This window comes from Burkholderia sp. MBR-1, from assembly GCF_013822785.1.
GTDB classification, from domain to species: domain Bacteria; phylum Pseudomonadota; class Gammaproteobacteria; order Burkholderiales; family Burkholderiaceae; genus Burkholderia; species Burkholderia vietnamiensis.
Genome location: NZ_CP053610.1, coordinates 227,766 through 253,979 on the forward strand (window position 1 = coordinate 227,766; position 26,214 = coordinate 253,979).

23 protein-coding genes are annotated in these 26,214 nt (G+C 70.0%); 14 read left to right on the forward strand and 9 right to left on the reverse strand.

The features are described 5' to 3' along the window. Window positions 1–15: 15 nt before the first annotated feature. The 6 genes from MBR110_RS15925 (at window position 16) to MBR110_RS15950 (ending at window position 8,339) form a co-directional block, all read left to right on the forward strand. Window positions 16–2,241 carry a polysaccharide biosynthesis tyrosine autokinase gene (locus tag MBR110_RS15925; RefSeq protein WP_011881537.1) on the forward strand — a complete coding sequence of 742 codons (2,226 nt, stop codon included), beginning with the start codon at window positions 16–18 and terminating at the stop codon, window positions 2,239–2,241. Window positions 2,242–2,272: 31 nt separating this feature from the next. Further along, the gene (locus tag MBR110_RS15930) at window positions 2,273–3,232 is read left to right on the forward strand and encodes a glycosyltransferase family 2 protein (protein ID WP_034194968.1); all 960 of its coding nucleotides are present in this window, start codon (window positions 2,273–2,275) and stop codon (window positions 3,230–3,232) included. A gap of 43 nt (window positions 3,233–3,275) precedes the next feature. Further along, on the forward strand, window positions 3,276–4,412 hold the full coding sequence (locus MBR110_RS15935; RefSeq protein WP_059453491.1) for a glycosyltransferase family 4 protein: 1,137 nt from the start codon (window positions 3,276–3,278) through the stop codon (window positions 4,410–4,412). 10 nt (window positions 4,413–4,422) lie between these two features. Further along, complete coding sequence (locus MBR110_RS15940; RefSeq protein WP_011881540.1) at window positions 4,423–5,889, forward strand: glucose-6-phosphate isomerase; 1,467 nt, start codon at window positions 4,423–4,425, stop codon at window positions 5,887–5,889. Beyond that, complete coding sequence (locus MBR110_RS15945; RefSeq protein ID WP_059695993.1) at window positions 5,886–7,073, forward strand: glycosyltransferase family 4 protein; 1,188 nt, start codon at window positions 5,886–5,888, stop codon at window positions 7,071–7,073. Before MBR110_RS15940 ends, MBR110_RS15945 begins: the two co-directional genes overlap by 4 nt. 99 nt (window positions 7,074–7,172) lie before the next feature. Further along, on the forward strand, window positions 7,173–8,339 hold the full coding sequence (locus MBR110_RS15950; RefSeq protein ID WP_011881542.1) for a glycosyltransferase family 4 protein: 1,167 nt from the start codon (window positions 7,173–7,175) through the stop codon (window positions 8,337–8,339). Between the two features lie 149 nt (window positions 8,340–8,488). Here the strand turns inward: MBR110_RS15950 and MBR110_RS15955 are convergent, their stop codons facing one another. Continuing rightward, window positions 8,489–9,715, reverse strand: coding sequence for an MFS transporter (locus MBR110_RS15955; RefSeq protein ID WP_011881543.1), 1,227 nt, complete (start codon window positions 9,713–9,715; stop codon window positions 8,489–8,491). A gap of 143 nt (window positions 9,716–9,858) precedes the next feature. Here MBR110_RS15955 and MBR110_RS15960 point away from each other — a divergent pair, with 143 nt between their 5' ends. Beyond that, window positions 9,859–10,326: a winged helix-turn-helix transcriptional regulator gene (locus MBR110_RS15960; protein ID WP_011881544.1), complete on the forward strand. Its 468-nt coding sequence runs from the start codon at window positions 9,859–9,861 to the stop codon at window positions 10,324–10,326. Between the two features lie 79 nt (window positions 10,327–10,405). Here MBR110_RS15960 and MBR110_RS15965 read toward each other — a convergent pair whose 3' ends face one another. From MBR110_RS15965 to MBR110_RS15975, 3 genes are all read right to left on the reverse strand, one after another. Further along, on the reverse strand, window positions 10,406–11,857 hold the full coding sequence (locus MBR110_RS15965) for an MFS transporter (RefSeq protein ID WP_011881545.1): 1,452 nt from the start codon (window positions 11,855–11,857) through the stop codon (window positions 10,406–10,408). A 397-nt stretch (window positions 11,858–12,254) separates the two neighbouring features. After that, window positions 12,255–13,019, reverse strand: a complete 765-nt coding sequence (locus MBR110_RS15970) for an AraC family transcriptional regulator (protein ID WP_045578189.1) — start codon at window positions 13,017–13,019, stop codon at window positions 12,255–12,257. Window positions 13,020–13,041: 22 nt separating this feature from the next. Next, window positions 13,042–13,383 carry an FKBP-type peptidyl-prolyl cis-trans isomerase gene (locus MBR110_RS15975; protein WP_011881547.1) on the reverse strand — a complete coding sequence of 114 codons (342 nt, stop codon included), beginning with the start codon at window positions 13,381–13,383 and terminating at the stop codon, window positions 13,042–13,044. A 562-nt stretch (window positions 13,384–13,945) separates the two neighbouring features. On the opposite strand from MBR110_RS15975, the gene MBR110_RS15980 reads away from it, so the two are divergent. From MBR110_RS15980 to MBR110_RS15990, 3 genes are all read left to right on the forward strand, one after another. Continuing rightward, window positions 13,946–14,869, forward strand: coding sequence for a metal-dependent hydrolase (locus MBR110_RS15980; RefSeq protein ID WP_011881548.1), 924 nt, complete (start codon window positions 13,946–13,948; stop codon window positions 14,867–14,869). A 465-nt stretch (window positions 14,870–15,334) separates the two neighbouring features. Beyond that, on the forward strand, window positions 15,335–16,801 hold the full coding sequence (locus MBR110_RS15985; RefSeq protein WP_011881549.1) for a sigma-54 dependent transcriptional regulator: 1,467 nt from the start codon (window positions 15,335–15,337) through the stop codon (window positions 16,799–16,801). A gap of 542 nt (window positions 16,802–17,343) precedes the next feature. Beyond that, a complete protein-coding gene (locus MBR110_RS15990) occupies window positions 17,344–17,592 on the forward strand; it encodes a hypothetical protein (protein WP_014724625.1) in 249 nt (82 codons plus the stop codon). A gap of 217 nt (window positions 17,593–17,809) precedes the next feature. Here the strand turns inward: MBR110_RS15990 and MBR110_RS15995 are convergent, their stop codons facing one another. After that, window positions 17,810–18,592 carry an ABC transporter substrate-binding protein gene (locus tag MBR110_RS15995; RefSeq protein WP_034194975.1) on the reverse strand — a complete coding sequence of 261 codons (783 nt, stop codon included), beginning with the start codon at window positions 18,590–18,592 and terminating at the stop codon, window positions 17,810–17,812. Window positions 18,593–18,829: 237 nt separating this feature from the next. Here MBR110_RS15995 and MBR110_RS16000 point away from each other — a divergent pair, with 237 nt between their 5' ends. Both MBR110_RS16000 and MBR110_RS16005 read left to right on the forward strand, forming a co-directional pair. Then, window positions 18,830–19,258, forward strand: coding sequence for an MbcA/ParS/Xre antitoxin family protein (locus tag MBR110_RS16000; protein ID WP_034194976.1), 429 nt, complete (start codon window positions 18,830–18,832; stop codon window positions 19,256–19,258). Window positions 19,259–19,260: 2 nt separating this feature from the next. Beyond that, the gene (locus MBR110_RS16005; RefSeq protein ID WP_034194977.1) at window positions 19,261–19,956 is read left to right on the forward strand and encodes an RES family NAD+ phosphorylase; all 696 of its coding nucleotides are present in this window, start codon (window positions 19,261–19,263) and stop codon (window positions 19,954–19,956) included. Window positions 19,957–19,990: 34 nt separating this feature from the next. Here the strand turns inward: MBR110_RS16005 and MBR110_RS16010 are convergent, their stop codons facing one another. Next, a complete protein-coding gene (locus tag MBR110_RS16010; RefSeq protein ID WP_060044590.1) occupies window positions 19,991–20,716 on the reverse strand; it encodes a metallophosphoesterase in 726 nt (241 codons plus the stop codon). A gap of 136 nt (window positions 20,717–20,852) precedes the next feature. On the opposite strand from MBR110_RS16010, the gene MBR110_RS16015 reads away from it, so the two are divergent. After that, window positions 20,853–21,506 (forward strand): DUF1345 domain-containing protein, encoded by a 654-nt coding sequence (locus MBR110_RS16015; protein ID WP_014724630.1) that lies wholly within the window; start codon window positions 20,853–20,855, stop codon window positions 21,504–21,506. 9 nt (window positions 21,507–21,515) lie between these two features. Here the strand turns inward: MBR110_RS16015 and MBR110_RS16020 are convergent, their stop codons facing one another. Beyond that, window positions 21,516–22,226 carry a class I SAM-dependent methyltransferase gene (locus MBR110_RS16020; protein WP_181709413.1) on the reverse strand — a complete coding sequence of 237 codons (711 nt, stop codon included), beginning with the start codon at window positions 22,224–22,226 and terminating at the stop codon, window positions 21,516–21,518. A 300-nt stretch (window positions 22,227–22,526) separates the two neighbouring features. On the opposite strand from MBR110_RS16020, the gene MBR110_RS16025 reads away from it, so the two are divergent. After that, window positions 22,527–24,185: a DUF3459 domain-containing protein gene (locus MBR110_RS16025; RefSeq protein WP_124260009.1), complete on the forward strand. Its 1,659-nt coding sequence runs from the start codon at window positions 22,527–22,529 to the stop codon at window positions 24,183–24,185. A gap of 24 nt (window positions 24,186–24,209) precedes the next feature. On the opposite strand, the gene MBR110_RS16030 is transcribed toward MBR110_RS16025, so the two are convergent. Then, entirely contained in the window at window positions 24,210–24,794 is a 585-nt protein-coding gene (locus MBR110_RS16030; RefSeq protein ID WP_059567446.1) for a thiamine phosphate synthase, read from the reverse strand. A gap of 22 nt (window positions 24,795–24,816) precedes the next feature. Beyond that, a complete protein-coding gene (locus tag MBR110_RS16035; protein WP_011881559.1) occupies window positions 24,817–26,160 on the reverse strand; it encodes a hemolysin family protein in 1,344 nt (447 codons plus the stop codon). Window positions 26,161–26,214 lie beyond the last annotated feature (54 nt).

The following is a 26,214-nucleotide window of genomic DNA, read 5'->3' on the forward strand; positions in this document are numbered from 1 at the left end:
CTGAAGCGGGAACGAATGGTGAACACGCAAGCGAAACACTCCCACGCGGACCTGACCGCGAAAACCGACGAAGAGGACGTCGTCCTCGGCCAGTTGCTCCAGGTCATCATGGACGACATCTGGCTGCTGCTCGGCATCGCCGTGACGGTCGTCGCGCTCGCCGGCCTCTATTGCTACGTCGCGAAGCCGGTCTATCAGGCCGACGTGCACGTGCGCGTCGAGGGCAACGACAACACGACGCAGGCGCTCACGCAGACGCAGACGGGTGCGATGATCAACAGCGGTCCGCAGCAGGCGCCGACCGATGCCGAGATCGAGATCATCAAGAGCCGCGGCGTGGTGGCGCCGGTGGTCGAGCAGTTCAAGCTGAACTTCTCGGTCGTGCCGAAGACGCTGCCGCTGCTCGGCAGCCTGGCCGCGCGCATCGCGACGCCGGGCCAGCCGTCGCGCGCGTGGTTCGGGCTGCGCTCGTACGCGTGGGGCGGCGAGGTCGCCGACATCGACACCGTGAACGTGGTGCCGGCGCTCGAAGGCAAGAAGATGACGCTGACGGCCGGCCCCGACGGCACCTACACGCTGGTCGACCCGGACGGCCGCCGGCTGCTCGCGGGCCGCGTCGGCGAAACGGAGCAGGGCGGCGGCGTGACGCTGCTGGTGCAGAAGCTCATCGCGCGTCCGGGCACGCAGTTCACCGTGGTGCGCTACAACGATCTCGACGCGATCACCGGCTTCCAGTCGGGCATCCAGGTGTCCGAGCAGGGCAAGCAGACGGGCGTCGTGCAGATCTCGCTCGAAGGCAAGAACCCCGAGCAGACCGCCGCGATCGCGAACGCGCTCGCGCAGTCGTACCTGAACCAGCACGTGATCGCGAAGCAGGCCGAAGCGACCAAGATGCTCGACTTCCTGAAGGGCGAGGAGCCGCGCCTGAAGGCCGATCTCGAGCGCGCGGAAGCCGCGCTCACCGAGTATCAGCGCACCTCCGGCTCGATCAACGCGAGCGACGAGGCGAAGGTCTACCTCGAAGGCAGCGTGCAGTACGAGCAGCAGATCGCCGCGCAGCGGCTGCAGCTCGCCTCGCTCGCGCAGCGCTTCACCGACTCGCATCCGATGGTGATCGCGGCGAAGCAGCAGCTCGCCGAGCTGCAGGCCGAGAAGGACAAGTTCAGCAACCGCTTCCGCAGCCTGCCCGCGACCGAGGTGAAGGCCGTGCAGCTGCAGCGCGACGCGAAGGTCGCCGAAGACATCTACGTGCTGCTGCTCAACCGCGTGCAGGAGCTGTCGGTGCAGAAGGCCGGCACGGGCGGCAACATCCACCTGGTCGATTCGGCGCTGCGCCCGGGCGATCCGGTCAAGCCGAAGAAGGTGCTGATCCTGTCGGCCGCGGTGTTCCTCGGGCTGATCCTCGGCACCGGCATCGTGTTCCTGCGCCGCAACCTGTTCCAGGGGATCGAGGATCCGGACCGCGTCGAGCGCACCTTCAACCTGCCGCTCTACGGGCTGGTGCCGCAAAGCGCCGAGCAGGTGAAGCTCGACGCGATGGCCGAGAAGAGCGGCGCGCGCGCGCGGCCGATCCTCGCGAGCCTGCGCCCGAAGGATCTGAGCGTCGAAAGCATGCGCAGCCTGCGCACCGCGATGCAGTTCGCGATGCTCGACGCGCAGAGCCGCGTGATCGTGCTGACCGGCCCGACGCCGGGCATCGGCAAGAGCTTCCTGACCGTCAACCTCGCGGTGCTGCTCGCGCATTCGGGCAAGCGCGTGCTGCTGATCGACGCGGACATGCGCCGCGGGATGCTCGACCGCTACTTCGGCCTTACCGTGCAGCCGGGCCTGTCCGAGCTGCTGAGCGACCAGTCGCCGCTCGAGGACGCCGTGCGCGAGACGCCGGTGCAGGGCCTGTCGTTCATTTCGGCCGGCACGCGGCCGCCGAACCCGTCGGAGCTGCTCATGTCGACGCGGCTGCCGCAATACCTCGAAGGGCTCGGCAAGCGCTACGACGTCGTGCTGATCGACTCGCCGCCGGTGCTCGCGGTGACCGACGCGACCATCATCGGCCGCATGGCGGGCGCGACCTTCCTGGTGCTGCGCTCCGGCATGCACACCGAAGGCGAGATCGCCGATGCGATCAAGCGGCTGCGCACGGCGGGCGTCGATCTGGAAGGCGGGATCTTCAACGGCGTGGCGCCGAAGGCGCGCGGCTACGGCCGCGGCTACGCGGCCGTCCACGAATACCTGAGCGCATGACCGCATGGCCCGGCCGACTGGAGAACACCCGATGAAAATTTCCGTGCTCGTTCCGACCTACCGGCGCCCTGCCGACCTCGCGCGCTGCCTGCTCGCGCTGCAGCGGCAGCAGCGGCTGCCCGACGAGGTGATCGTCGTCGCGCGCCCGGAGGACGACGCCACCCACGAGCGCCTCGCCGATCCGGCCGTGGCCGGCACGCTGCCGCTGCGCATCGTGCCGGTCGATGTGCCGGGGCAGGTCGCCGCGCTGAACCAGGGCCTCGATTCGGCGAGCGGCGACATCGTCGCGATCACCGACGACGACGCCGCGCCGCGCGCCGACTGGCTCGCGCGCATCGAAGCCGCGTTCGCGGCCGACCCGCGCGTGGGCGCGGTCGGCGGCCGCGACTGGGTGCACGAGAAGGGCCGCGTGCTCGACGAATCGCGCGAGCGCGTCGGCCAGCTCACGCTGTCCGGCAAGATCGTCGGCAATCACCATCTCGGGGTCGGCGGCGCGCGCGAGGTCGACATGCTGAAGGGCGCCAACATGAGCTATCGCCGCGCGGCGATCGAGCGCCTGCGCTTCGACGCGCGCCTGCGCGGCGCCGGCGCACAGGTGCACAACGACATGGCGTTCAGCATGCGCGTGCAGCGCGAAGGCTGGAAGCTCGTCTACGACCCGGCGATCGCCGTCGATCACTTTCCGGCCGAACGCTTCGACGACGACCGGCGCGATGCGGCGTCGCTGAATGCGATCAGCAACGGCGCATACAACCTGCATCTGATCCTGCGCGAGCATCTGCCGCCGCTGCGCCGCGAGCTGGCGTGGTGGTGGTGGACGCTGGTCGGCACGCGCGTCTATCCGGGCCTCGCGCATCTGCTGCTGTCGCTGCATACGGCGCGGCGCGAGCGCGTGCGCGAGCACTGGCGCGCGGTGCGCCGCGGCGCCCGCGAGGCGCGCCGCGCGAACCTTGCCCCCCATCGTGCGGCGATGCCGCCGGTGACGTCTTGAACCGGCCGCGCGCAGCGCGCACGGCCACCCCCGGAGGGCATTCATGACCGCAACGAAAGTTCACGTGCACCTGTTCTACGGCGCCGATCCGCGGACCTACCGCCAAGGCGAGAACATCGGCTGCCTGTACGGCTATCACCACGCGGAGTCCGACGAATTCCGGCTGAGCTATTCGCAGGACCGCCGCGAGAATCGCGTCGCGGGCGTCGCGCGGCGGGCGCTGAAGGCCGCGCTCGGCTTCGACGTCGTGCACGCCTGGCGCAACCGCGGCGCGTTGCTGAACGCCGACGTGATCTGGACGCACACCGAGCAGGAGCACCTCGCGGCCGCGCTGATCCTCAAGCTCGCGGGCGCGCAGGGCAAGCGCCCGCTGCTGCTCGCGCAAAGCGTGTGGCTGTTCGACAAGTGGAGCAGCTTCGGCGCGCCGCGCCGCTGGCTGTACCGCAAGCTGGTCGCGCGCGCCGACGTGCTTACCACGCTCGCGCGCGACAACGCCGAGCTGTGCCGCCGCTATCTCGGGCGCGACGCGACGTTCGTCTATTACGGCCTGAACACGCAGGACTTTCCGCCGATCGAGCCGGTGCAATGGCAGCCGGGCCGGCCGCTGCGGATCGCCGCGATCGGCAACGACCGCGATCGCGACTGGCGCACCTTCCTGGCCGCGTTCGGCGGCGACGCGCGCTACGACGTGCGGCTCGCGACGCGGCGGCGCGTGCCGCGCGAATGGCATGCGCCGAACGTGCAGATCGGCTCCGCGTCGGGGCTCGCGAAACAGCACGAGCTGTACGCGTGGGCCGACGTGATCGTCGTGCCGCTGCGGCCGAACTTCCATGCGTCGGGCATCACCGTGATGCTCGAGGCGGCGGCGGTCGGCAAGCCGATGATCGTGTCCGACGTGGGCGGGCTGAGCGACTACTTCCCGCACGACACGGCCGCGTACGTGCCGGCGTTCGACGCGCAGGCGATGCGCCAGGCCGCCGATCGCTTCGTCGCCGATCCGTCGGCCGCGCTCGCCTGCGCGCGCGCCGCGGCGGCCTGCCTGCGCGAGCGCAATCTGACCACGCAGGCGTTCGCCGAGCAGCACGTGCGGATCACCCGCGACCTGCTGCGCGGGCGGCGCACGCCCGCGGCGGCGGAGCTGGCGATGCCGCTCGCGGATTCGCAGCCTTCGTCGCGATGAGTGCGGATCGATGAGTACGATCGCCGCCGAACGCGCGCCGTCGCGCAGCCGCAGCTGGTTCGCGGAGCCGAAGCACTGGGCCGGGCAGGCCGCGCTGTGGTCGTTTACCGCCGCGCTGATCGCCGTGCACCAGGGCAAGGTGCTGACGCTCGCGTTCCCGGTGCTCGCCATCGCGGTCGGCGTCTGGCTGTATTTCAAGAGCCCGGCGCGCTATGTCGGCTTCATGTGGTGGGTGTGGTTCCTGAGCCCCGAAGTGCGGCGGCTGGCCGACTGGTCGAAGGGCGCGTTCACGCCGACGAGCCTGATCCAGGTGGCGCCGCTCGCGGTCACGATGATCGCCGGCCTCGGCCTGATCCGGCATTACCGCGTGCTCGCGCAGCGGCGCGGGATTCCGGTGCTGCTGATGCTGTTCGGGCTCGTGTACGCGTATCTGGTCGGCATCGTGTCGAGCGGCGTGATGGCCGCGACCTACGACCTCGCGAACTGGCTGTATCCGATCCTGATCGGCTTTCACATCATGGTCAACGCGCGCAACTATCCCGAGTACCGCGACGTGCTGCTCGCCACCTTCATGTGGGGCATGCTCGTGATGGGCGTGTACGGCGTCGTGCAGTACTTCGTGATGCCGCAGTGGGACGTGCTGTGGATGGTCGGCTCGCAGATGGGCTCGCAGGGCGAGCCGGTGCCGTACGGCGTGCGGGTGTTCAGCACGATGAACTCGTCGGGGCCGTTCGCGTTCGCGATGATGGGCGCGCTCGTGTTCGTGCTGGTCGCGCCGCAGCGGATTCGCTGGGTCGCCGGCGCGGCCGGCTTCGTGTCGTTCGCGCTGTGCCTGGTGCGCTCGACCTGGGGCGGCTGGGTGATCGCGCTCGCGATCCAGCTCGTGCAGTCGAGCAATCGCGTGCGGATGCGCATCCTGATCAGCGGCGTCGTGCTGGTCGGGCTGTGCGTGCCGCTGCTGACCGTCGGGCCGGTGGCCGACCGGCTGGGTCAGCGTCTGGAATCGATCACGAACCTGAAGGACGACCGCAGCTACGACGACCGGAACAAATTCTACGCGACCTTCGCGCAGACCGCGTTCACCGACGTCGCCGGCGAAGGGATGGGCGCGACCGGCGCCTCGACGAAGCTGTCGAGCGACAGCGGTGAGCTCGGCAAGTACGGCAGCTTCGACAGCGGCGTGATGAACGTGCCGTTCGTGCTCGGCTGGCCCGGCACGCTGCTGTATCTCGCCGGCGTGGTGATGCTGTTCGGCCGCACGTTGCGCGCCGCGTTCAAGCTGCGCAAGGACAAGTTCGTCGGCGCGTGCCTGAGCCTGTGTCTGTCGACGTTCGCGATGCTGGTCTTCACGAACTCGCTGATCGGCACGGGTGGGCTGCTGATGTACACGGCCATTTTTTCCATACTATCCGCGGCGCACTGGCAGAAGGCGCAGCGCCTGCTGGCCGCCGCGCGTTCACGGGGAGGCGACCATTGAGAATCGCGATCGTCACGCATGTCGTGCGTCATAACGACGGGCAGGGCCGCGTCAATTACGAAATCGCGCGCGCCGCGCTGGCCGAGGGCTACGAGGTCACGCTGGTCGCGTCGCACGTCGCGCCCGAGCTGCTGGCCGAACCGCGCGTGCGTTGGGTGCCGGTGAAGGCCGGGCGCTGGTGGCCGTCGAATCTCGTCAAGCAGCAGGTGTTCGCGCTCAAGAGCGCGTGGTGGCTGCGCACGCATCGCGCCGAGTACGACGTGCTGCACGTGAACGGCTTCATCTCGTGGGTCCGCGCGGACGTGAACACCGCGCACTTCGTGCACGGCGGCTGGTTCAAGAGCCCGTACTACCCGTTCGGGCTGACCAAGGGGCTGTGGTCCGCGTACCAGTACGTCTATACGCGCGTGAACACGGCGCTCGAGCGCTGGGCATACCGGCGCTCGAGTGCGATCACTGCCGTGTCGCAGAAGGTGGCCGACGAGATCGCCGGGCTCGGCATCGACAGCCGCAAGATCAGCGTGATCTACAACGGCGTCGACGCCGGCGCGTTCGCGCACGCGCAGGCCGACCGCGCGGCCTTCAAGCTGCCGGACGACGCGTTCCTGCTGCTGTTCGTCGGCGACCTGCGCACGCCGCGCAAGAACCTCGGCACCGTGCTGAAGGCGCTGACGCAGTTGCCGGCGAACGTGCATCTGGCGGTGGCCGGCTATCTGCCCGGCAGCCCGTATCCGGACGAGGCGCGCGCGCTCGGCATCGACGCGCGCGTGCATTTCCTCGGGCTGGTGAAGAACATGCCGACGCTGATGCGCTCGGTCGACGCGTACGTGTTCCCGTCGCGCTACGAAGCGATGAGCCTGTCGCTGCTCGAGGCGATGGCGGCCGGGCTGCCGGTCGTCACCGCGCGCACCGCCGGCGGCGCGGAGATCATCACGCGCGACTGCGGGATCGTGCTGGAGGACCCGGACGATCCGGCCGCGCTCGCGCAGGCGATCGGCTCGCTCGCCGCGTCGCGCGAGACCTGCCGCGCGATGGGTGAAGCCGCGCGCGAACTGATGACGCGCTTCGGCTGGGCGCACATGGGCGCGCAGTACGTCGCGCTGTACCGGCGCATCGGCGAACCGTCGCAGCCGGTCGCGTTCGAGCGCGCCGACGATGCGCTCACGCAGGAGCAATCGTGTTGACGTGTTCCGCCGCCTGACCGCGGCGCATTCCCACAGCTGATCGCGCGATCCGGCGCACGCATGCGTGCGGCGGACCTGGCGAGTTTCTCGGAGCAACTGATGAATCAATCTTCCCGGCCGATCAAATCGTTGCAGATCGGCATGCACTGGTTCCCCGAACGTGCGGGCGGCCTCGACCGGATGTACTACTCGCTCGTCGGCGCGCTGCCCGGTGCGGGCGTCGAGGTGCGCGGGCTGGTGGCCGGCTCGCCGAAGGTCGCCAACGACACGGGCGGCGCGATCCAGGGCTTCGGGCCCGCATCGCAGCCGCTCGCGCGCCGCATGCTCGCCGCGCGCCGCGCGTTGCGCGACGAAATCCGCAGCGCGCGGCCCGACGTGATCTCGTCGCACTTCGCCCTCTATACGTTCCCGGGCCTCGACGTCACGCGCGGGATTCCGCAGGTGTCGCACTTCCAGGGGCCGTGGGCCGACGAAAGTCAGGTAGAGGGCGCCGCGTCGCTGGGACAGCGCGCGAAGCGCTATCTCGAACAGGCCGTCTACGTGCGCTCGTCGCGCCTGATCGTGCTGTCGCAGGCGTTCGGCCAGATCCTGACGAACCGCTACGGCATCGATCCGTCGCGCGTGCGCGTGATTCCCGGCTGCGTCGACACCGCGCAGTTCGACACGCCGCTCACGCCGGCCGATGCGCGCCACAAGCTGCAATTGCCGCAGGACCGCCCGATCGTGCTGGCGGTGCGGCGGCTCGTGCGGCGCATGGGGCTGGAAGACCTGATCGACGCGATCGGCATCGTCAAGCGTCGTCATCCCGACGTGCTGCTGCTGATCGCCGGCAAGGGCAAGATCGGCGAGGAGCTGCAGCAGCGCATCGACGCCGCGGGGCTTCAGGACAACGTCAAACTGCTCGGGTTCGTGCCGGACAACCATCTCGCGGCGCTGTACCGCGCGGCGACGGTCAGCGTCGTGCCGACGGTCGCGCTCGAAGGCTTCGGGCTGATCACCGTCGAATCGCTGGCGTCCGGCACGCCGGTGCTGGTGACGCCGGTCGGCGGGCTGCCGGAGGCCGTCGCGGGGCTGTCGAGCGACCTCGTGCTGCCGTCGACCGGCGCCGACGCGATCGCGGAAGGGATCGGCGGCGCGCTGTCGGGCGCGATCGCGCTGCCCGACGAAGTCGCATGCAAGCGCTATGCGCGCGAGCACTTCGACAATGCGGTGATCGCGCGGCGCGTCGCCGGCGTCTATGAAGAGGCGATCCGCGCGGCCAGCTGAGCGCGCGACGCGTGACGCGTGACGCACCGCGACCGGCGCGCAGGGCGACCTCGCGCCGGGGCACGGACCGGCTCGCCCGACTTCGGCGAGCCGTTTTTTTCGTTCGTTGCATGGCCGCCGCGCGGGCGGCGCGACGTGTTCGGCGTGTGCTATCGGCGCTCGAGCGTCGCGGCCCATACGCACGACGCGGCCACGCTGACCGCCGCGCCGAGTGCGCAGACGCCGAGCCAGCCCGCGTGCGCATATGCGATCGTCGAGGCGATCGCGCCGAGCCCGCTGCCCGCCGAATAGAACAGCATGTAGCAGCCGACCACGCGCGCGTGCGCATCGGGCCGCGCGCCGAGGATCATGCTCTGGTTCACGACGTGGACGGCCTGCCCGCCGACGTCGAGCAGCACGATGCCGACGACCAGCCACGCGATCGACGTGCCCGCGAACGCGAGCGGCAGCCACGCGCACGCGAGCAGCAGCAGCGCGGCGCCCGTCGTCGCCTCGCCGCGCCCGCGATCGGCGAGCCGGCCCGCGCGTGCGGCCGCAGCGGCGCCGAGCGCGCCCACCAGCCCGAAGGCGCCGATCTGCGTATGCGACATCGGCTCCGGTCCCGCGCTGAGCGGCAACACCAGCGCGCTCCAGAAGATGCTGAACGCGGCGAACATCAGCAGCGCGATCGCGCCGCGCACGCGCAGCACGCGCTCGGTGCGCAGCAGCGTGACCATCGAGCCGAGCAGCGCCGCATAGCCGATCCGCTCGCGCGGCGCGTCGATGGCCGGCAACAGGCGGGCGAGCGCCGCGAGCATCGCGAGCGCGGCCGCGCCCGACACCAGATACACCGCGCGCCAGCCGGCGAGGTCCGTCACCACACCCGCGAGCGAGCGTGCGGCGAGCAGGCCGATCACGACGCCGCCCTGCGCCGCGCCGACCACGCGGCCGCGCTCGCCGGGCGCCGCGAGCGCGGCCGCGCATGCGATCAGTCCTTGCGTCATCGCGGTGCCGAGCAGGCCGAGCGCGACCATGCCGGCCAGCAACGCGATGCGTGTCGACGCCGTGGCCACGCACGTGCATGCCGCCGCCAGCAGGACGAGTTGCACGGCGATCAGGCGCTTGCGGTTCAGCAGATCGCCGAGCGGCACGACGAACAGCAGCGCGAGCGCGCAGCCGAGCTGCGTCGCGGTGATGACGCCGCCGATCGCGGCCGGCGCGACGCGGAACTCGCGCGCGATCGAATCGAGCAGCGGTTGCGCGTAGTACACGTTCGCGACGCTCGCCGCGCAGCAGACCGCGAGCAACGCGACGGTCGCGGTCGGCACGCGGGCCTGGTTCGCGGCGAGCGGCGGCGCAGCCGACGCGGCCAGGTCGGAACAGCAGGACGATTCCATCGACGTTCTCATGAAAGTAGTTGCAAATAGAAACGTGTTGGAGTGTAGGAAGACAAGTTTTAAAATGCAACCGAAAAGGCGTCGGGCGACAGGCCCGCGCATCGAGAGCGGCCCACGTGGCCGAAAGGAAAGCGGAGAGCAATATGGCCAGACAGAGAAGTCTTGCGGATTCGCCGTGCCCGGTGGCGCGCGCGACCGATATCGTCGGCGATCGCTGGGCGTTGCTGATCGTGCGCGACGCGTTCGACGGCGTGCGGCGGTTCGGCGATTTCCGTGCGAGCCTCGGCGTCGCGAGCAACATCCTGTCCGACCGGCTCAGGATGCTGGTGGACGCCGGCGTGTTCGAAGTCGTGCCCGCATCGGACGGCAGCGCATATCAGGAGTACGCGTTGACGAAGAAGGGCGAGGGGCTGTTCCCCGTCATCGTGATGTTGCGGCAGTGGGGCGAGGCGAATCTGTTCGAGCGTGGCGAGCCGCGTTCGGTGCTGATCGATCGCAACACCGGCCGCGCGCTGCGCAAGATCGCGTTGCGGCACGACGACGGGCGCGCGGTGAAGGCGGCGGAAACGTTCGTGCGCAAGGTCGTCGACGATTCGAACGGGCCGCGCTGACGCGCGGCTGCGCATCGCGCAATCGCGGTTGGCGTCTGCGATCGGCCGGCTCGTCGTGCGCCGACGATGGACCTGCCGATCAGTCCGCGGCCGACACCGGCCGACGTGCGGCCGCCGCGTCACGATGTGGGTCGCGATGCGCGTCGCGCCGCACCAGCGTCGCGAGCAACGCGGCGGCGATCAGCAGCGCTACCGACACGGCGGTTTCGACGCGCAGGCCGTGGACGGTCTGCGCTGCGCCGCCCGCGCCGGTGAGCGCGCCGAAGGCGGCGACGCCCATCGCGCCGCCCGCCTGACGCGCGGTGTTCAACACGGCCGACGCGATGCCCGCGCGCGCGGGCTCGACCGACGCGAGCACGGCCGTCGTCATCGCCGGCACCGCGAAGCCCATGCCGGCCGGGATCAGCAGGAACGGCACGAGCAGCAGCGGCAGCGGCGTCTGGGCGTCGACGAAATGCAGCGATCCGTAGCCGACGGCCGCGACCAGCGCACCGGCCAACATCGGCATGCGCGGGCCGTCATGCGCGACCGCGCGGCCGCTCGCCAGATTCGACAGCAGGAAGCCGCCCGTCAGCGGCAGGAACGCGAGGCCCGCCTGCAGCGCCGTTTCGCCGCGCACGCGCTGCAGATACAGCGCGAGCACGAACACGGTGCCGTAATAGGTGAGGTTCACGCAGACGCCGAACAGCACGGCCGCGCTGAACGTGCGGCGACGGAACAGCGACAGCGGCAGCATCGGCGCCGTGCTGCGCGCCTCGACCGCGACGAACGCGAGCGCGGCGAGTGCCGCCACCGCGAAGCCGCCCGCGACGACCGGATGCACGAAGCCGAGCGGCCGCCATTCGATCACGGCGGCGGTCAGCGCGGTGAGCATCGCGATCGCGATCAGTTGGCCGCGTACGTCGAGCAGGCGCGCGGCGGCCGGCGGCGGCGCCGCATCGGCGCGCCGCGCGGGCACCCACGCGAACGTGGCCGCGAGCCCCGCCGCGCACAGCGGCAGATTCACGAGGAAGATGCCGCGCCAGCCCCAGGCGGCGATCAGCAGCCCGCCCACCACCGGGCCGGCGGCGATCGAGATCGATCCCGCGGCCGTCCATGCACCGACGGCGCGCGCGCGTAGCCGCGGGTCGTGCCGGCACGCGTCGTTGAGCAAGGCGAGCGAATTCGGCAGCATTGCCGCCGCGCCGATGCCCTGCGCCGCGCGGGCGGCGATCAGCATCGCGGGCGAGACGGCAGCGCCGCACGCGAGCGACGCGACCGAGAACAGCACGAGGCCTGCGACGTACAGGCGGCGCGCGCCGAAGCGGTCGCCGAGCGCGCCGCCCGTCAGCATCAGCACCGCGAAGGCGAGCGTGTACGCATCGACGACCCACTGCAGCGCGGCGACCGGCAGGTGCAGATCGCCGGCGAGATGCGCGAGCGCGATGTTGACGATCGTGACGTCGAGCTGCGTGACGACGAAGCCGACGCTGACGGTTGCCACGACGCGTGCGAGCGCGGGCGGCAGGGCGGGGGAGCGTGACGTGTCCATGCGCGTATCGTAGGACGCGTCGGGTGCGGGATGTTTCGGCCTGCGGTGAAGTATCGATGTTGCTGAGGATGAGGATGCGAGGCGGGTGGCCGCGCGATGCGGCTGCGTGAGGGCAGCGCGTGTGCCCGACGCCACCGCCGATGAGGACGTGAAGCAAGCAACGCCATGCGGATGTCGCGCGATGCGACGGCTTGACGGCAGCGCGTGTGCCCGACGCCACCGCCGATGAGGACGTGAAGCAAGCAACGCCATGCGGGTGGCCGCGCGATGCGACGGCTTGACGGCAGCGCGTGTGCCCGACGCCACCGCCGATGAGGACGTGAAGCAAGCAACGCCATGCGGATGCCGCGCGATGCGGCGGCGTGACAGCAGCAGCGCCCGAGCCGCCCCAATCCTTTCAGTGCCGCTCGCTGCGCCAGCGCCCGGGCGCGACGCCGAAGCGCTTCGTGAACGCGTGCGTGAAGGTGCTCTGATCGGCGAAGCCGACCATGCCGGCGATGTCGACGAGCGGATGACGGCCGTCGGCGAGCAGCACGACGGCCGCGTCGAGCCGTAGCCGCTGCAGGTAGCGGTGCGGCGTTTCGCCGAACGCGTCGATGAACAGCTGATGAAAGCGGCGCATCCCGTAACCGCAGTGCGCGGCGAGATCCGCGATGCGCAGCGGCTCGGCGAGCCGCGCACGCAGCCAGCGGTCGATGCGCGCGAAATCGAGGCCCACAGCGGGCGCGGCGAGGCTGGCGTCGTCGAGCAGCGCGTCGCACAGGCGCGCCGCAGCGTGCCACTGGAAACGATGCGCGCGCGCGGCGTCGGCCGGCCCGTCGAGCTGCGCGGCGGCCGTCGCGAGCTGCGCGACCAGCGACGTCAGCGCCGGATCGATCGACACCGCGCGTGCGCGGTCGAACAGACGCTGCGGCAGCGCCAGCGACGCGGCGGGCAGGTCGAGCACGAGCTGGCGATTCTCGCCGAGCCCGGCGTACTCGTGGCGCGCGCCCGCCGGGATCAGCCATGCCGCATGCCGGTCGATGCGGCGGCCGACGCCGTCGACCGCCATCACCATCGCGCCGTCGACGCCCAGCACGACCTGATGGAAATCGTGCACGTCCGACGCCTCGCACGTGTCGTAACGGCGCAGCGCGATGGCGGGAGACGGCACGCGTTCCATCGGGAGGGCGTCGGCAGCTGTGTCAGACGGCGAGCAGCTCGACTTCGAACACGAGCGTCGCGTTCGGCGGAATCACGCCGCCTGCGCCGCGCGGGCCGTAGCCGAGTTGGGGCGGAATCGTCAGGCGACGCACGCCGCCCACCTTCATGCCCTGCACGCCTTCGTCCCAGCCCTTGATGACCATGCCGCCGCCGAGCACGAACGCGAACGGGTCGTTGCGGTCCTTGCTCGAATCGAATTTCTGACCGTCGGTCAGCCAGCCCGTGTAGTGGACGCTGACGGTCTGGCCCGCGGCGGCTTCCGCGCCGGTGCCTTCGGTCAGGTCTTCGATTTTGAGGCCCGATGCGGTCGTGGTGACGGACATGACTTCTCCTGAGAGGGGTTGAGTAAGACCGCTATTGTAGGCGAGCCCGCCGCGCGTCACCGGACGCGGCGCGCGCATGGCCGGGCGGGCGCCGCGCGCCCGGCGCGGCCGCTGGCGTCGGCGCGCGCGAAACCCGAATGGAACGCGCGTTTGAATTCGGCTGCGATCCGATCGATCGCGCTGCACCGGGCGGTCGCAGCTCGCGTATGAATCGTGGCGGCACGCGCGTACCGCGGCGCGTCGCAAGCCGCGTTGCGATCGTCGGGAGCGTCCGCCGCACGGGGCTTTCGCGGCGATACCGCCACGCGCGTGGGTGCCGCGCGTGCCGGTCGCGCAACGGTTCGCGCGTTCGAATCGCGGTCCATCCACACGCTGCACGAACGCCGTTTTTGCGACGCCGCGCCCGGTGCGCCGTTTGGAAGCGCGCGTCTACCGTTCGGCTTGCCCGCGCCACCGGACGGCGCCTATCTTTACATCTATCGATGTCAAGATCAGTACGTTGCGGGACGGCGTGCGCGCCGCACGGCCTTCGAGGCTGCCCGCAGCAAGGAGAACGACCAACATGAAGTCAGCCGCTTCCGCCGCCGCCATCGCGGCCGACGTGATGCCGGTGCGCCGCGACCTGCGCTTCGAGCTGGCGGTCGAGCGCGCAAAGGATTGGCACGCAATGGGCCCGCACGTGACCCACTTCTTCAACGCGCTGTCGCTGCTGTTTCCGGCCGGCGAACGCTTTTTCATGGACTCGGTGCGCAACTACCGCGACCGCATCGACGATCCGCTGCTCAAGCAGCAGGTGCTCGGCTTCATCGGCCAGGAGGCGATGCACACGCGCGAACACGTCGAATACAACGAGCTGATGCAGGCGAACCGGCTGCCGGCGCGCAAGCTCGACAAGCGCATCTGGACCGTGCTCGGGTACCTGAAGCGCAAGCTGCCGCATTCGATGCAGCTCGCGCATACGGTGGCCGCCGAGCACTACACGGCGATGCTCGCCGACTGGCTGCTGAGCGACCCGACGCGCCTCGACGGCTCGGTCGACGGCTATCGGCAGATGTGGCTGTGGCACGCGCTCGAGGAAACCGAGCACAAGGCCGTGTCGTTCGATGTCTGGAACGCGGCGATCCGCCCCGGCCCGCGTCGCTATCTGATCCGGATCGGCGCCTATCTGCTGACGACGCTGACGTTCTGGCCGACCGTGTTCCTGCTGCACGTCACGCTGTTGTCGCGCGATCGAGCGATCCGGCACCGGTTGCGCGGGATGCTGCGGATGATCGCGTTCCTGTACGGGCCGCGCCGCGGGCTGTTTCCGCGCATCGCGCGCGAATGGCTCAGCTATTTCCGGCCGGGCTTCCATCCGTGGGACCACGACAACCGCCATCATCTCGCCCGGGTGGATGGGCTCGTCGCCGCATCGCGCGCGGCCAGCCTCCCGTCGGTCGGCCGCGGTCGCGCCGGTGCGCTCGGGCCGATCGCTTCGACGCGCTGACGCGGGGTGAGGGGCGCTGGGGGGCGCAACGGGTGCGCTGCGGCGCCCTGACCGGCGCGTGTTGCGTTCCTGCATCATCGACGCCTTCATCCGACGATTGACCGAGGTCAATCGGAAAACGGTTACGCATGCGCGGCCCGCGCTGCGCACTGCGAGCGCCGCCGCGCCCGCGTCGGTCCGACCCACGCCCGTCCCGCATCCGTCCAGCGCCTGGCCCGCTCCCGACCGGCGCACTCCCGGACCGCTCGCGCGCGCCCCGGAAAATCCCACCAATCGGGATAACCCCCATCCAGCCGCCCCTCGGCGGTATCGATATACCGTTCATCGACCGATTCGCAGGCCGCGCGATTATTGCCTTGGGGGATTCTATTCGGACGGAAATGCGGCCAATATGTGGGTTCGAACAGCTGCGTCGCACGCCGCGACGAGCCGGCGCACGATACCAACGCCAAGCGGGGAACAACGATGGTTGCAAAATCACCCGATGCAAACCCGACGGCGGCCGAAACGCCGCTCTTGTCCGTTACCGCACCCGAGGCAGGACGCAAGCTGTTCGTGATCATGCGTTCGCCCGACGAACCGTTGCTCGCGCAACTACGCGACCTTGGCTGGGAAGTCTCGGTCGCGAAGACGGCCGGCGCCGCGCAGAACATGACATCCGGCGTCAACGTCGCGGCCGGGCTCATCGATTTCACCGGCTTCACGTCGCGCGACTATCCGGCGCTGAAGGCGTGTCTGAGCCAGCCCGCGATCGGCTGGATTTCCGTCGCGCAGGGCGGCGTCACGATCAGCGCCGCGGTGCGCGAGATGATTCGCAGCTACTGCTTCGACTACGTGACGCTGCCGTTGCCGTACGAATGGATTTCGCACGTGCTCGGCCATGCGCGCGGGATGGCCGCGCTCGATCGCGTCGACGGCGCCGCGTATGCGGCGTCGATCGGCGAGCACGGGATGATCGGCAACTGCGAGGCGATGCAGCAGTTGTTCAGCACGATTCGCAAGGTCGCGAAGACGGACGCGAGCGTGTTCATCTCCGGCGAGTCGGGCACCGGCAAGGAGCTGACCGCGCTCGCGATCCACGAGCGCTCGGTGCGCGGCAAGGGGCCGTTCGTCGCGATCAACTGCGGCGCGATTCCGCATCATCTGCTGCAATCCGAGCTGTTCGGCTACGAGCGCGGCGCGTTCACAGGCGCGAACCAGCGGCGCGCCGGGCGGATCGAGTCGGCGAACGGCGGCACGCTGTTCCTCGACGAAATCGGCGACATGCCGGTCGAGAGCCAGGCGAGCCTGTTGCGGTTCCTGCAGGAAGGGAAGATCGAGCGTCTCGGCGGGCAGGAATCGATTCCGGTCGACGTGCGGATCATCTCCGCGACGCACGTCGATCTCGACGGCGCGGTCGAGGCCGGACGCTTCCGCGCGGATCTCTATCACCGGCTCTGCGTGCTGCGCATCCACGAGCCGCCGCTGCGCGCGCGCGGCAAGGACATCGACATCCTCGCGCATTACGTGCTGCAGAAATACAAGGCCGACAGCGGCCGCAAGATCAGTGGCTTCACGTCGGCGGCGCTCGACGCGATGCGCCGCTACGAGTGGCCGGGCAACGTGCGCGAGCTGATCAACCGCGTGCGGCGCGCGATCGTGATGGCCGAGAGCCGGCTGCTGACGCCGCACGATCTCGGGCTCGACGTGCCGGGCGAAACGGAGCCCGTGACGCTCGAGCAGGCGCGCTCGCTCGCCGAGCGCACGGCGATCGAGAACGCGCTGCTGCGCAACGATCACCGGATCAACAAGGCGGCCGCCGAACTCGGCATTTCGCGCGTGACGCTGTACCGGATGATGATCGAGCACGGGCTCAACGATCACGACAACGGCGGCGAAAACGGCAAGGACGGCTCGCCGGCCGGCGACGCGGACAACCAGCGCGTCGGCTGAACGCGGCGCGTAACGGCGCTGCGGCGGGTCCCGGCCGTGCGCCCGTGCGCGGGCGATTCGCGGTTCTGTGTAAAGCCCGTGAAACGTTTCGTGCCGGCGTGCGCGCGAACCGGCGCGGCGATCGCCCGCCATGGCGCGCCGCACGCGCCGGGCAAATTTTCCACACCCGCGCCGAGCATCGGCCTGCGGCGTATTCCGCGTCGCCGTGCGGTCGCCGTTCCCCTATCGCGTGTTTCAGTTTTGAAACGTCAGGCCTGCTGGCGCCGGTTCGCGGCGCAAGTCGTCCGACGAAAGCCCCGTGGCGACGGGCCTGCGCGCGCCTGGCGCGCTCCTTGCGAATGTCGAGGTGCGAAAGTCGACGACGGGCATCCGGCCGGTTCGGCAGCACGACGGACGAACACGGCCGGAATCGAGCTCACGGGGAGGGCGGCGGCGCGCGCGACAGGCGCGCGCCGCGCGGCAAGGGCCGTCGTCGAGTCGCCGGAGCGCCGGGGTCTTCCGGGCGCCGAAACAAGCAGCACAGCGACTACGGGGTACCAAAAATGAACCATCGTCACACGCCGCTGCCGGCTGGCCGCGATCGCAGCGATGCGTTGCATCGCCGCTCGAGCGCGCAGCGCGCGGCCGGCCGCCATGCATCGACAGGCCAGCTTTGCGCGCTCGGCGCGAGGCGGATCCGGCTGATTCCCGGCCATCCGCGTCGCGCCGGTGCTTTCACGCTCGCCAATCCGATCCGGATGGGCATGTGTGCGCGCGCGCGGGTGCCGCGACGCCCGATCTTCACGTTCTGACGTCGAGCGCTCGCGGCGTGGGGGAATCGTCCGCGATGCCGGCGATACGCGGCAGCGTGCCGCGCGAGACGGGCGACGAAACCGGCGCGGCAGTGGACGGCAGCAGCGCGCTGCCTTCATGTTTTGACGTCGAGCGTCCGTGCTTGCTGGCGGGAACGAACTGTCCGCGATGCCTGCGATACGCGGCAGCATGCGGCGCGCCGCCGCATCAGCCCCATCACCCGCCGTAGATATCGAAGTCGAAGTACTTCGACGCCAGCCGTTTGTAGGTGCCGTCCTTGACCATGTCGAGGATCGCGCGGTCGATCTTCGCCTTCAGGTCGGTGTCTTCCTTGCGCAGCCCGATGCCGGCGCCGATGCCGAGCACCTTCTCGTCGACCAGCTCCGGCCCGACGAACTGATAACCCGCGCCGCGCGGCGACTTCAGGAAGCCGATCGCCGCCTGCACCTCGTCCTGCAGCGCGGCATCGAGGCGACCGGCGGTCAGGTCCGCGTAGACGCCGTCCTGGTTCTGGTACGACACGACGTTCGCACCCTGCTTCGCCCAGTACGCCTTCGCATACGCCTCCTGCGTGGTGCCCTGTTCGACGCCGATCGACTTGCCCTTCAGCGATTCGGCGGTCGGCAGCAGCGGCGAGCCCTTCTTCACGACGAGACGGGTCGGCTGGTTGTAGATCTTCGTCGTGAAGCCGATCTGTTCCGCGCGCTGCGGTGTGATCGACATCGACGACAGCACCGCATCGAACTTCTTCGCCTTCAGCGCGGGGATCATCCCGTCGAAATCGTTCTCGAGCCACACGCACTTCGCCTTCAGCCGCGCGCAGATTTCGTTGCCGAGGTCGATGTCGAAGCCGACGAGCTTGCCGTCGGGCGCCTTCGATTCGAACGGCGCGTAGCTGGCATCGGTGCCGAACCGCAGCGTGGTCCAGTCCTTCGCGACGGCGGGGCCGGCCGATACCGCGAGCAGGGCGATCGAAACGGCGGCAATCAGTCTCTTCATGGTGGTTCCTTGGCGTGGTCGATCCGGTTCCGCGACGGCGCGGTGGGTGCGTAGCCGCATCGCATGCCGCCGCACTGTCCGCCCACCCATTAACGCAGAAAATAAAATCTCAGTCCAGAATGGACAAAAAATATCGGAATGATCGGCGCAGAGGCGGCCGCCGCAAAGGGGACGACCCTTGCATAAATGCGAAAATGGACTAATCTTGTTAGTAAATTCGTTTCGAGACTAACGATCATGTCACAGCCCGCCTTCGACCCACAGAATCCGGATCTCGCCCCGCCGCAGGCCTCGGTTGCGCAGATGTCGGCGGCCGGCCTGCGTGCGTTCTTCAACATCGCGCGCGACTGGGAGCTGACGATCGACGAGCAACTCGTGCTGCTCGGGTCGCCCGGCCGCTCGACGTTCTTCAAGTGGAAGGCGTCGCCCGGCTCGGCGCGCCTGCCGCGCGACACGCTCGAGCGCCTATCGCTGCTGCTCGGCATCTACAAGGCCTTGCAGATTCTGCTGCCGCAGCCGGCCGCGGCCGACGCGTGGGTCAAGCGGCCCAACGACGCGGCGCCGTTCGGCGGCAAGCGCGCGCTCGACCGGATGCTGGCCGGCAACGTCGGCGATCTGGTCGCCGTGCGCCAATACCTCGACGCGATGCGAGGTGGCTGGGCGTGACGATGCCGATCGACGTGCAACCCTGGCCGACGACCGTCGTCGACTGGGCGCCTGCCTATCGTGTGATACCCACCCGCTTTCCCGCGATCAACCTGTTCGACCGCGTCGCATCGGCCGACGACTTCGACGCGCTGTATGCGCTCGAATCGCTGACCAACGACCGGATACGTCAGGAAGTCGGCACGCTGGCGCTCGTGCCGCCGGCCGAACGCCGCTATGGCCCCGGCTGGGGGCCGATCATGGCTGCGTTCACGCATCTGAACCCGCAGGGCAGCCGGTTTTCGGACGGTACGTACGGCGTGTTCTACTGCGGCCGTTCGCGCGCGACGGCGATCGCGGAGACGCGCTATCACAGCGGGCTGTTCCTCGCCGCGACGAAGGAGCCGCCGATGCGCCAGCAGATGCGGCTCTACACGGTGTATGCGCACGGCGACGTCGTCGACGTGCGCAGCTGGCCGCAGCGCCACCCGCAGCTGCTCGATCCGCTCGACTACAGCGCGGGGCAGGCGCTCGGCCGCGCCGTGCGCAATGCGGGCGGCGCGGGCATCGTCTATCCGTCGGTGCGCGACCCGGACGGCGAATGTATCGCCGCGTTGCGCACGACGCTGCTGCGCGACTGTCATCACGCCGCGTACCTCGAATACAACTGGAACGGCAGCGCGGTCGATGCGGTGTTCGAACTGAATCAGGTCGGTTAGCGTAACGCGCTGCGTGCGCACGGGAACCGCGGCGTCACGGCAGCGGCAGATCGGCCGCGCGACGTGCGCGTGCGTCGGCCTGACTGAGCGACCAGCTCCGGCCGGTGTGCGGCTCGACGATCGTCAGCCGCCCGGACGGCGCGAACGCGCCCGTGTCGATGAACCATTGCGCGCCGATGCGCTGCAGGTCGCGCACCGGCGTGTGGCCGGTGCAGGTCAGCGACAGCCCGGCCTGCAACGCCGGGTCGGCGAGGCCCTGGACCAGATCGCGCCCCCAGATCAGCCGCTCGCGCACGTCGTGCGAGTAGCTGCCCGTGTCGAGCTCGTCGTCGCTGCCGAAGAATTCCGCGTGCAGCACGTTGAAACGCTCGGGACCGTCGCCGATCACGCGCACGAGCGGCAGCGTGTCGACGCGCGCGGCATGCGCCTGCAGCAGTTGCGGCGGCAAGTCGGCGCCCCAGTCGCCGCCGATGCCGCGCCACGCGTCGGCCGACAGCTTGCCGCGTGCGACGAGGCTCAGCACTTCCTCATGATTGCCGCGCACCGCATGGCACCACGGACGATCGAGCAGCTCGAGCGCGGTTTCCGACGCGGGGCCGCGGTCGACCAGATCGCCGACCGAAAACAGCCGGTCGCCCGCCGCATCGAAGCCGACGTCGTACAGCAGCGCGCGCAGCACGTCCACGCAGCCGTGCAGATCGCCGACGACGAAGTCGCGGCCCGTCGTATTGGCGGGATGGCGGCACAGGGAGGAAGTCATCCAGATATCTTAGGCGCTCGCGACCATCGCAACCTGGTGCCGGAATGGCGATAATCGGCGCCGTGCGCCCCGGCGCGTGCGCAGCGGGCAGCCGCGTGCCGGCCGAACCCTTTCCATCCGCTTTCGGAATGCAACGATGACGCTTTATCCGCAGGTATTACGCAACCGGCCGCGCATGGTGGCCGCCTTCGTCGCGGGCGTGCTGTGCGCCGTATTGCTGCCGTTTCCGCTGCGGTCGGCCGCGCGCGTGCTGATCGGCTGGGACTGCGCGGTGTGGCTGTATCTCGCGCTGATGTGGGCGCGCATGATCACGGCGCACCACCACAAGGTGCGCGAAATCGCGATCCGCGAGGACGAGAATGCGACGACCGTGCTGACGGTCGTGTGCATCGCGACGGTCGCGAGCATCGCCGCGATCGCGTTCGAGCTTGCGACCGCGAAGAGCGTCGGCTTTCGCGTCGGGCTCGGCCATTACGCGATCACCGGCGCGACGCTGTTCGGCGCATGGTTCCTGATCCCGACCATCTTCACGCTACATTACGCGCGGCTCTATTACGGCTCGCCGTGCGCCGACCGCGCGCTGCGCTTTCCCGACGACCATCCGGAGCCCGACTACTGGGACTTCCTCTATTTCGCGTTCACCCTCGCGGTCGCGTCGCAGACGGCCGACGTGTCGCTCGCGAGCCGCGCCGCGCGCCGCTCGGCGCTCGCGCAGTCGATCCTGTCGTTCTACTTCAACATGGCCGTGCTCGGGCTGTCGATCAACGTCGCGGCGGGGTTGTTGGGCTGAGGCGCGCGCTCACGCGGCTCGCCGCAGCGCGATCCACGCGCCCCAGAACAGGCTCGCAAAGAAGCGCAGCGGCGCATCGAACCCGGCGTCGTGCAGCAGCGCAAACACGGCTTCCTCGGACGCCGGCGGGTCCGCGCCTTGCAGGATCTTCGCGAGCTGCGCGCGCACCGCGTCGGGTGTCGCTCCGGCCATGCGCCAGCGTTGCTGCCAGGCATCGAGCAGGCGAGGGTGGTCGGCGTAACGGCGATGGTTGCCCGCGATGACGAGCGGCGCGCCCGGCTTCAGGCGACGTGCGATCGCATTCAGCAGCGCGGCCTTCGCCGCGTCGCCCGGGACGTGATGCAGGACGCCGATCAGCGTCGCGCCGTCGAACGCGGGAGCATCCGGCAGCGCGTCGACCCCGGCTTCGACGAACTGCGTGCGCGCGCCGCAACCGGCCGCTTCGACGCCGGCGCGCGCGAGCGCGAGCATCGGCGCCGACGGATCGACGGCCGTGAATTGCCAGCCCGGCTCGAGCGCACCGGTCACGCAGATCTCGCGGCCCGTGCCGCCCGCTCCTGCGATGAGGATCCGCGCATCGGGCGCGCCGATCGCCGCCGCGAGCATGCATGCGGACAGTTCGTGGCACGCGTCGTAACCGGCGAGCGCGATGCGCGACTGTTCGGCGTATTCGTGCGCGCGGGCAGGATCGAATTTTGCGGCGCTGGCGGGGAGCGACATCGCGGATTCCTCGGGTTCGTGGCGCGGACGACCTGCCCGCGCGCGTTGGCCCGAGCGTAAGCGGGCGGGCCGCGGCCCACAAGACCAGCGGCCATTCCGGTATGCAGACTACCCGCCATCGGGGCCGATCGCCCCGCGTTCGCTCAGGGTCGATTCGTATTAAAAATGGATCGTTCGGATTGCGTCGCAGTCGCCAAAACGGCGCATACTTTTCATCCCCCCTGCCTGGCCGTCGCATGCCGGGCGCCATGCGCCGCGTCGAATGCGGCCATGCTGCTCGGCCCGCACGAGGAGCGCACGATGTCAGATTGTTCGCACGATCCGTATGCGCAGCACTACATCCACTGCCTGCCGTTCGGTGCGCAGCCCTGCGGTGCGCATGGCGCGCCGCCGCGCACGCATTTCCGCGTGTGGGCGCCGGGCAGTACCGAGGTTCAGCTCGAACTCGATACCGGCCACGGCCCGACGCTCGTTCCGATGACGGCGGCCGGTCCGAACTGGTTCGAAGCGTTCGTCGAATGCGGCGCGGGCGCGCGCTACCGCTACCGCCTCGACGATGCCGTGTCGATCCCCGATCCGGCATCGCGTTCGCAGCCCGACGGGCTCAACGGCCCGAGCGAAGTCGTCGATGCGCGCGCTTTCACGTGGCGCAACACGTTCTGGCGCGGGCGTCCCTGGGAGGACATCGCGCTCTATGCGATCCGGCCGCACGCGGCGGGCGGCTTCGACGGCGTGCGCCGCCGGCTGCCGCGGCTCGCGCGGCTCGGCATCACGGCGCTGGAGCTGCTGGCGTCGCCGCACGACAGCCTGCCGTTCGCGCCGCTCGCGGCGGACGGCGGCCCACACGCGCTGAAGGCGCTGATCGACGACGCGCACGGCTACGGCCTCGCGGTATTGCTTGAGCTCGACTACTCGCGCTTCGGCAGCGGCACCGACGCGCTGCGCCATTACGCCGCGCCGTTCTTCCATATGCGCGACGATCCGCTGCAGGCGGCGCCGCTCGCGCTCGACCATCCGGACGTCTGCGACTTCTTCTGCGACAACGCGCTGTACTGGCTCGACGAGTACCGCTGCGACGGCCTGCGGCTGCGCGAAGCCGACCGGATCGGCGCGTCCTGGCTGCGCGAGATCGCCGATCGCGTGCACGCCGCGGAGCCGGCCGACCGGCTGATCCATCTCGTGCTCGGCAGCGAGCGTCATCCGGTGCATCTGGCCGACACGCACTTCGATGCGCAGTGGAACGGTTGCGGCGAACGAGCGCTGCATCGGCTGACGTGCCGCGACGCGGTCGCTCACGACGGCATCTCGATGCACCAGTCGATCCACACGCTCGCGCGCGCGCTGACGGCGTCGGGCGCGGCGTTCCAGCCGGCCGCGCCCGACGGCGGCGCGATGCTCGACGGCTTGTCGCTGACGTCGCTGGTGCTCACCGATGGCGCGTGGCAGGGCGCCGCATCCGGCGAGCAAGGGCAGGCGGCCGGCCTCGCGGCGCTCGCGCTGTCGCTGCTCACGCCGCAGATTCCGCTGATCTTCGACGAAACCGCGCGCGATACCGAGCGCGCGCATTTCGTGCAGTCGGCGCTGGCGGTGCGTGCGAAGCTGATCGCGCCGCGCTTGTCCGATTGCCGCCCGCAGGACGCGCGCACGCTGAAGGCGGGCGGCGACGGCGACGGCGAAGCCGATGCGCTGCTCGCGTCGTGGCGTCTGGCCGACGACGAGACGCTGACGATCGCGCTGAACCTGTCACCCGAGGCGGTGCCGTTCGACGCGCCGCGCGGGCGCGTCGTGTTCGAGACGCCGGCGCGCGCGCGCGACCGCATCGATGAAGGCGAGTTGCCGCCGTACTCGCTCGTCGCCTGGCTGACCGGCGACGTCAACGGCTATGCGCACACGCACGACGTACGGCGAATCGACGGCGGTGCATGGCGCACGCGGCCTGCCGAGCCGAACCGCGGCTGACGCGCGCAGCGGCGCGCGGCCGACCTACCAGAAGCCCCGAATGCCGGCGACGCCGTAGGCGCCGTGGCGGCGTGCGTCGTTCAGATGGGCACGCGTCATGCCGCCGAGCGCATAGACGGGCATCGCCGCCCGCGCGGCCAGCGCGGCGAACGCGCTCCAGCCGAGCGTCGGCGCGCCGGGATGGCTGAGCGTCGGCAGCACGGGCGACAACGTGACGAAATCCGCGCCGACGCGTGCGGCCAGTGCGAGGTCGTGCGCCGTATGACACGCGGCCGACACGCGGCGCGCGGGCGGCAGCGGCCGCCGCGCGACGGCGCGCAGCGCGGCGCCGTCGAGGTGCCAGCCCGCGCCGTCGAGCCGCATCACGCCGGCGGCGTCGATTGGGCCATTGAGCATCAGCTGCGCGCCGGCCGCATCGCAGCGCGCGAGCGCATCGGCCGCGAGACGCGCGAACGCGGCCGCATCGAGCGACTTCACGCGCAGCTGCACGAGCGTCTCGCCGCGCGCGAGCACGGCCGACAGCCGCTCGAGCAACGCGCGGCAAGCGGCCGCCGACGCGGACGCCGGCTCCGGCGTGATCACGCAGCAGCGGGGCAGCGCGACGCTCATCGCGCGCCGCGCGCGCGGGCCGTCATTCGTCGGCCTCTTTCGCGAGCTTCGGATAGACGCGCACCAGCACGATGCGCGGCCCGTTCATCTTCTTCACGACGACGTCGAAGCGGTCGAACGACACGCGCTGGCCTTCGGTCGGCAGATCGCTCAACGCCTGGATCACCAGGCCGCCGACCGATTCCGCGCGGCCCTCGTCGATGTCGATGCCGAGCGCCTGCTCGAGCGACACGACCGGCAGGCTGCCCTTGCCCATCAGCGTGCCGTCGTCGAGGCGGCTCCAGTCCGCGTCGCCCTGGCGAAACTCGTCGTGAATCTGGCCCACCAGCGCGCCGAGCAGGTTGTCGAGCGTCAGGAAGCCGATCGGCTTGGCGCCCTTGTCCCCCACCAGCGCGAAGTGCGGCGCGCCCTTGCGGAAGCGGCGAAACAGCTCGAGCGCCGGCGTGTCGGGCTTCACGTACTGCACCGGACGCACGTAATCGGACAGATCCTCCAGCGCCGCGCCGGCGTGACGCGCGAGCAGCAGGTCCTTCAGGTGGATCAGCCCGCTCACCTGCTCGCGCGCCGCATCCTCGAACAGCGGATAGCGGCTGAAGCGGTGCCGCGCGACGATCTCCATGTTGTCGGGCAGCGGCAGGTCGCGCCGCAGGCCGATCATTTCGTGCGCGGGACGCATCAGGTCCGACACCGTCATCGACGAGAAGTCGAGCGAATGCGCGAGCGTGTTCCATTCGTCGTTGGTGTAGGCGCCGCGCGCCGGCTGCGCGGCATTGCCGGCCGCGCTGCGGCGGCTGCGCAGGATCAGCTTCAGTTCGTCGGTTGAATAGTGCGCATCGCCGCCGTGATCGGCCGACAGCCCCGCGAGCCGCAGCACCGCGTTCGCGCTGGTGTTGAGCACCCAGATCGCCGGATACATCGCCCAGTAGAACGCGTAGAGCGGCAGCGCCACCCACAGGCCGATCTTCTCCGGCTGCCGGATCGCCATCGACTTCGGCGCAAGCTCGCCGACCACGATGTGCAGGAACGAGATCAGCGAGAACGCGAACACCAGGGAAATCAGATGCACGATGCGTTCGGAATGCACGCCGAGCAGGTCGAGCAGCGGGCCGAGCAACTCGGCGAAGGCGGGCTCGCCGACCCAGCCGAGGCCGAGCGACGCGAGCGTGATGCCGAGCTGGCACGCCGACAGGTACGCGTCGAGCCGGCCGTGCACGATCGCGAGGATGCGCCCGCTCAGGCCGTGCTTGCGTGCGAGCGTCTTGACGCGCGTGCCGCGCAGCTTGACGAGGCCGAATTCGGCCGCAACGAAAAAGCCGTTCAGGGCCACCAGCAACAACGCGCCGATCAGCGCGAAGATTTGTAACAAGGAATTGCTCCGGACATGACAGGCCCGTCAGTATAGGGCCGGAAAGGAAAACGT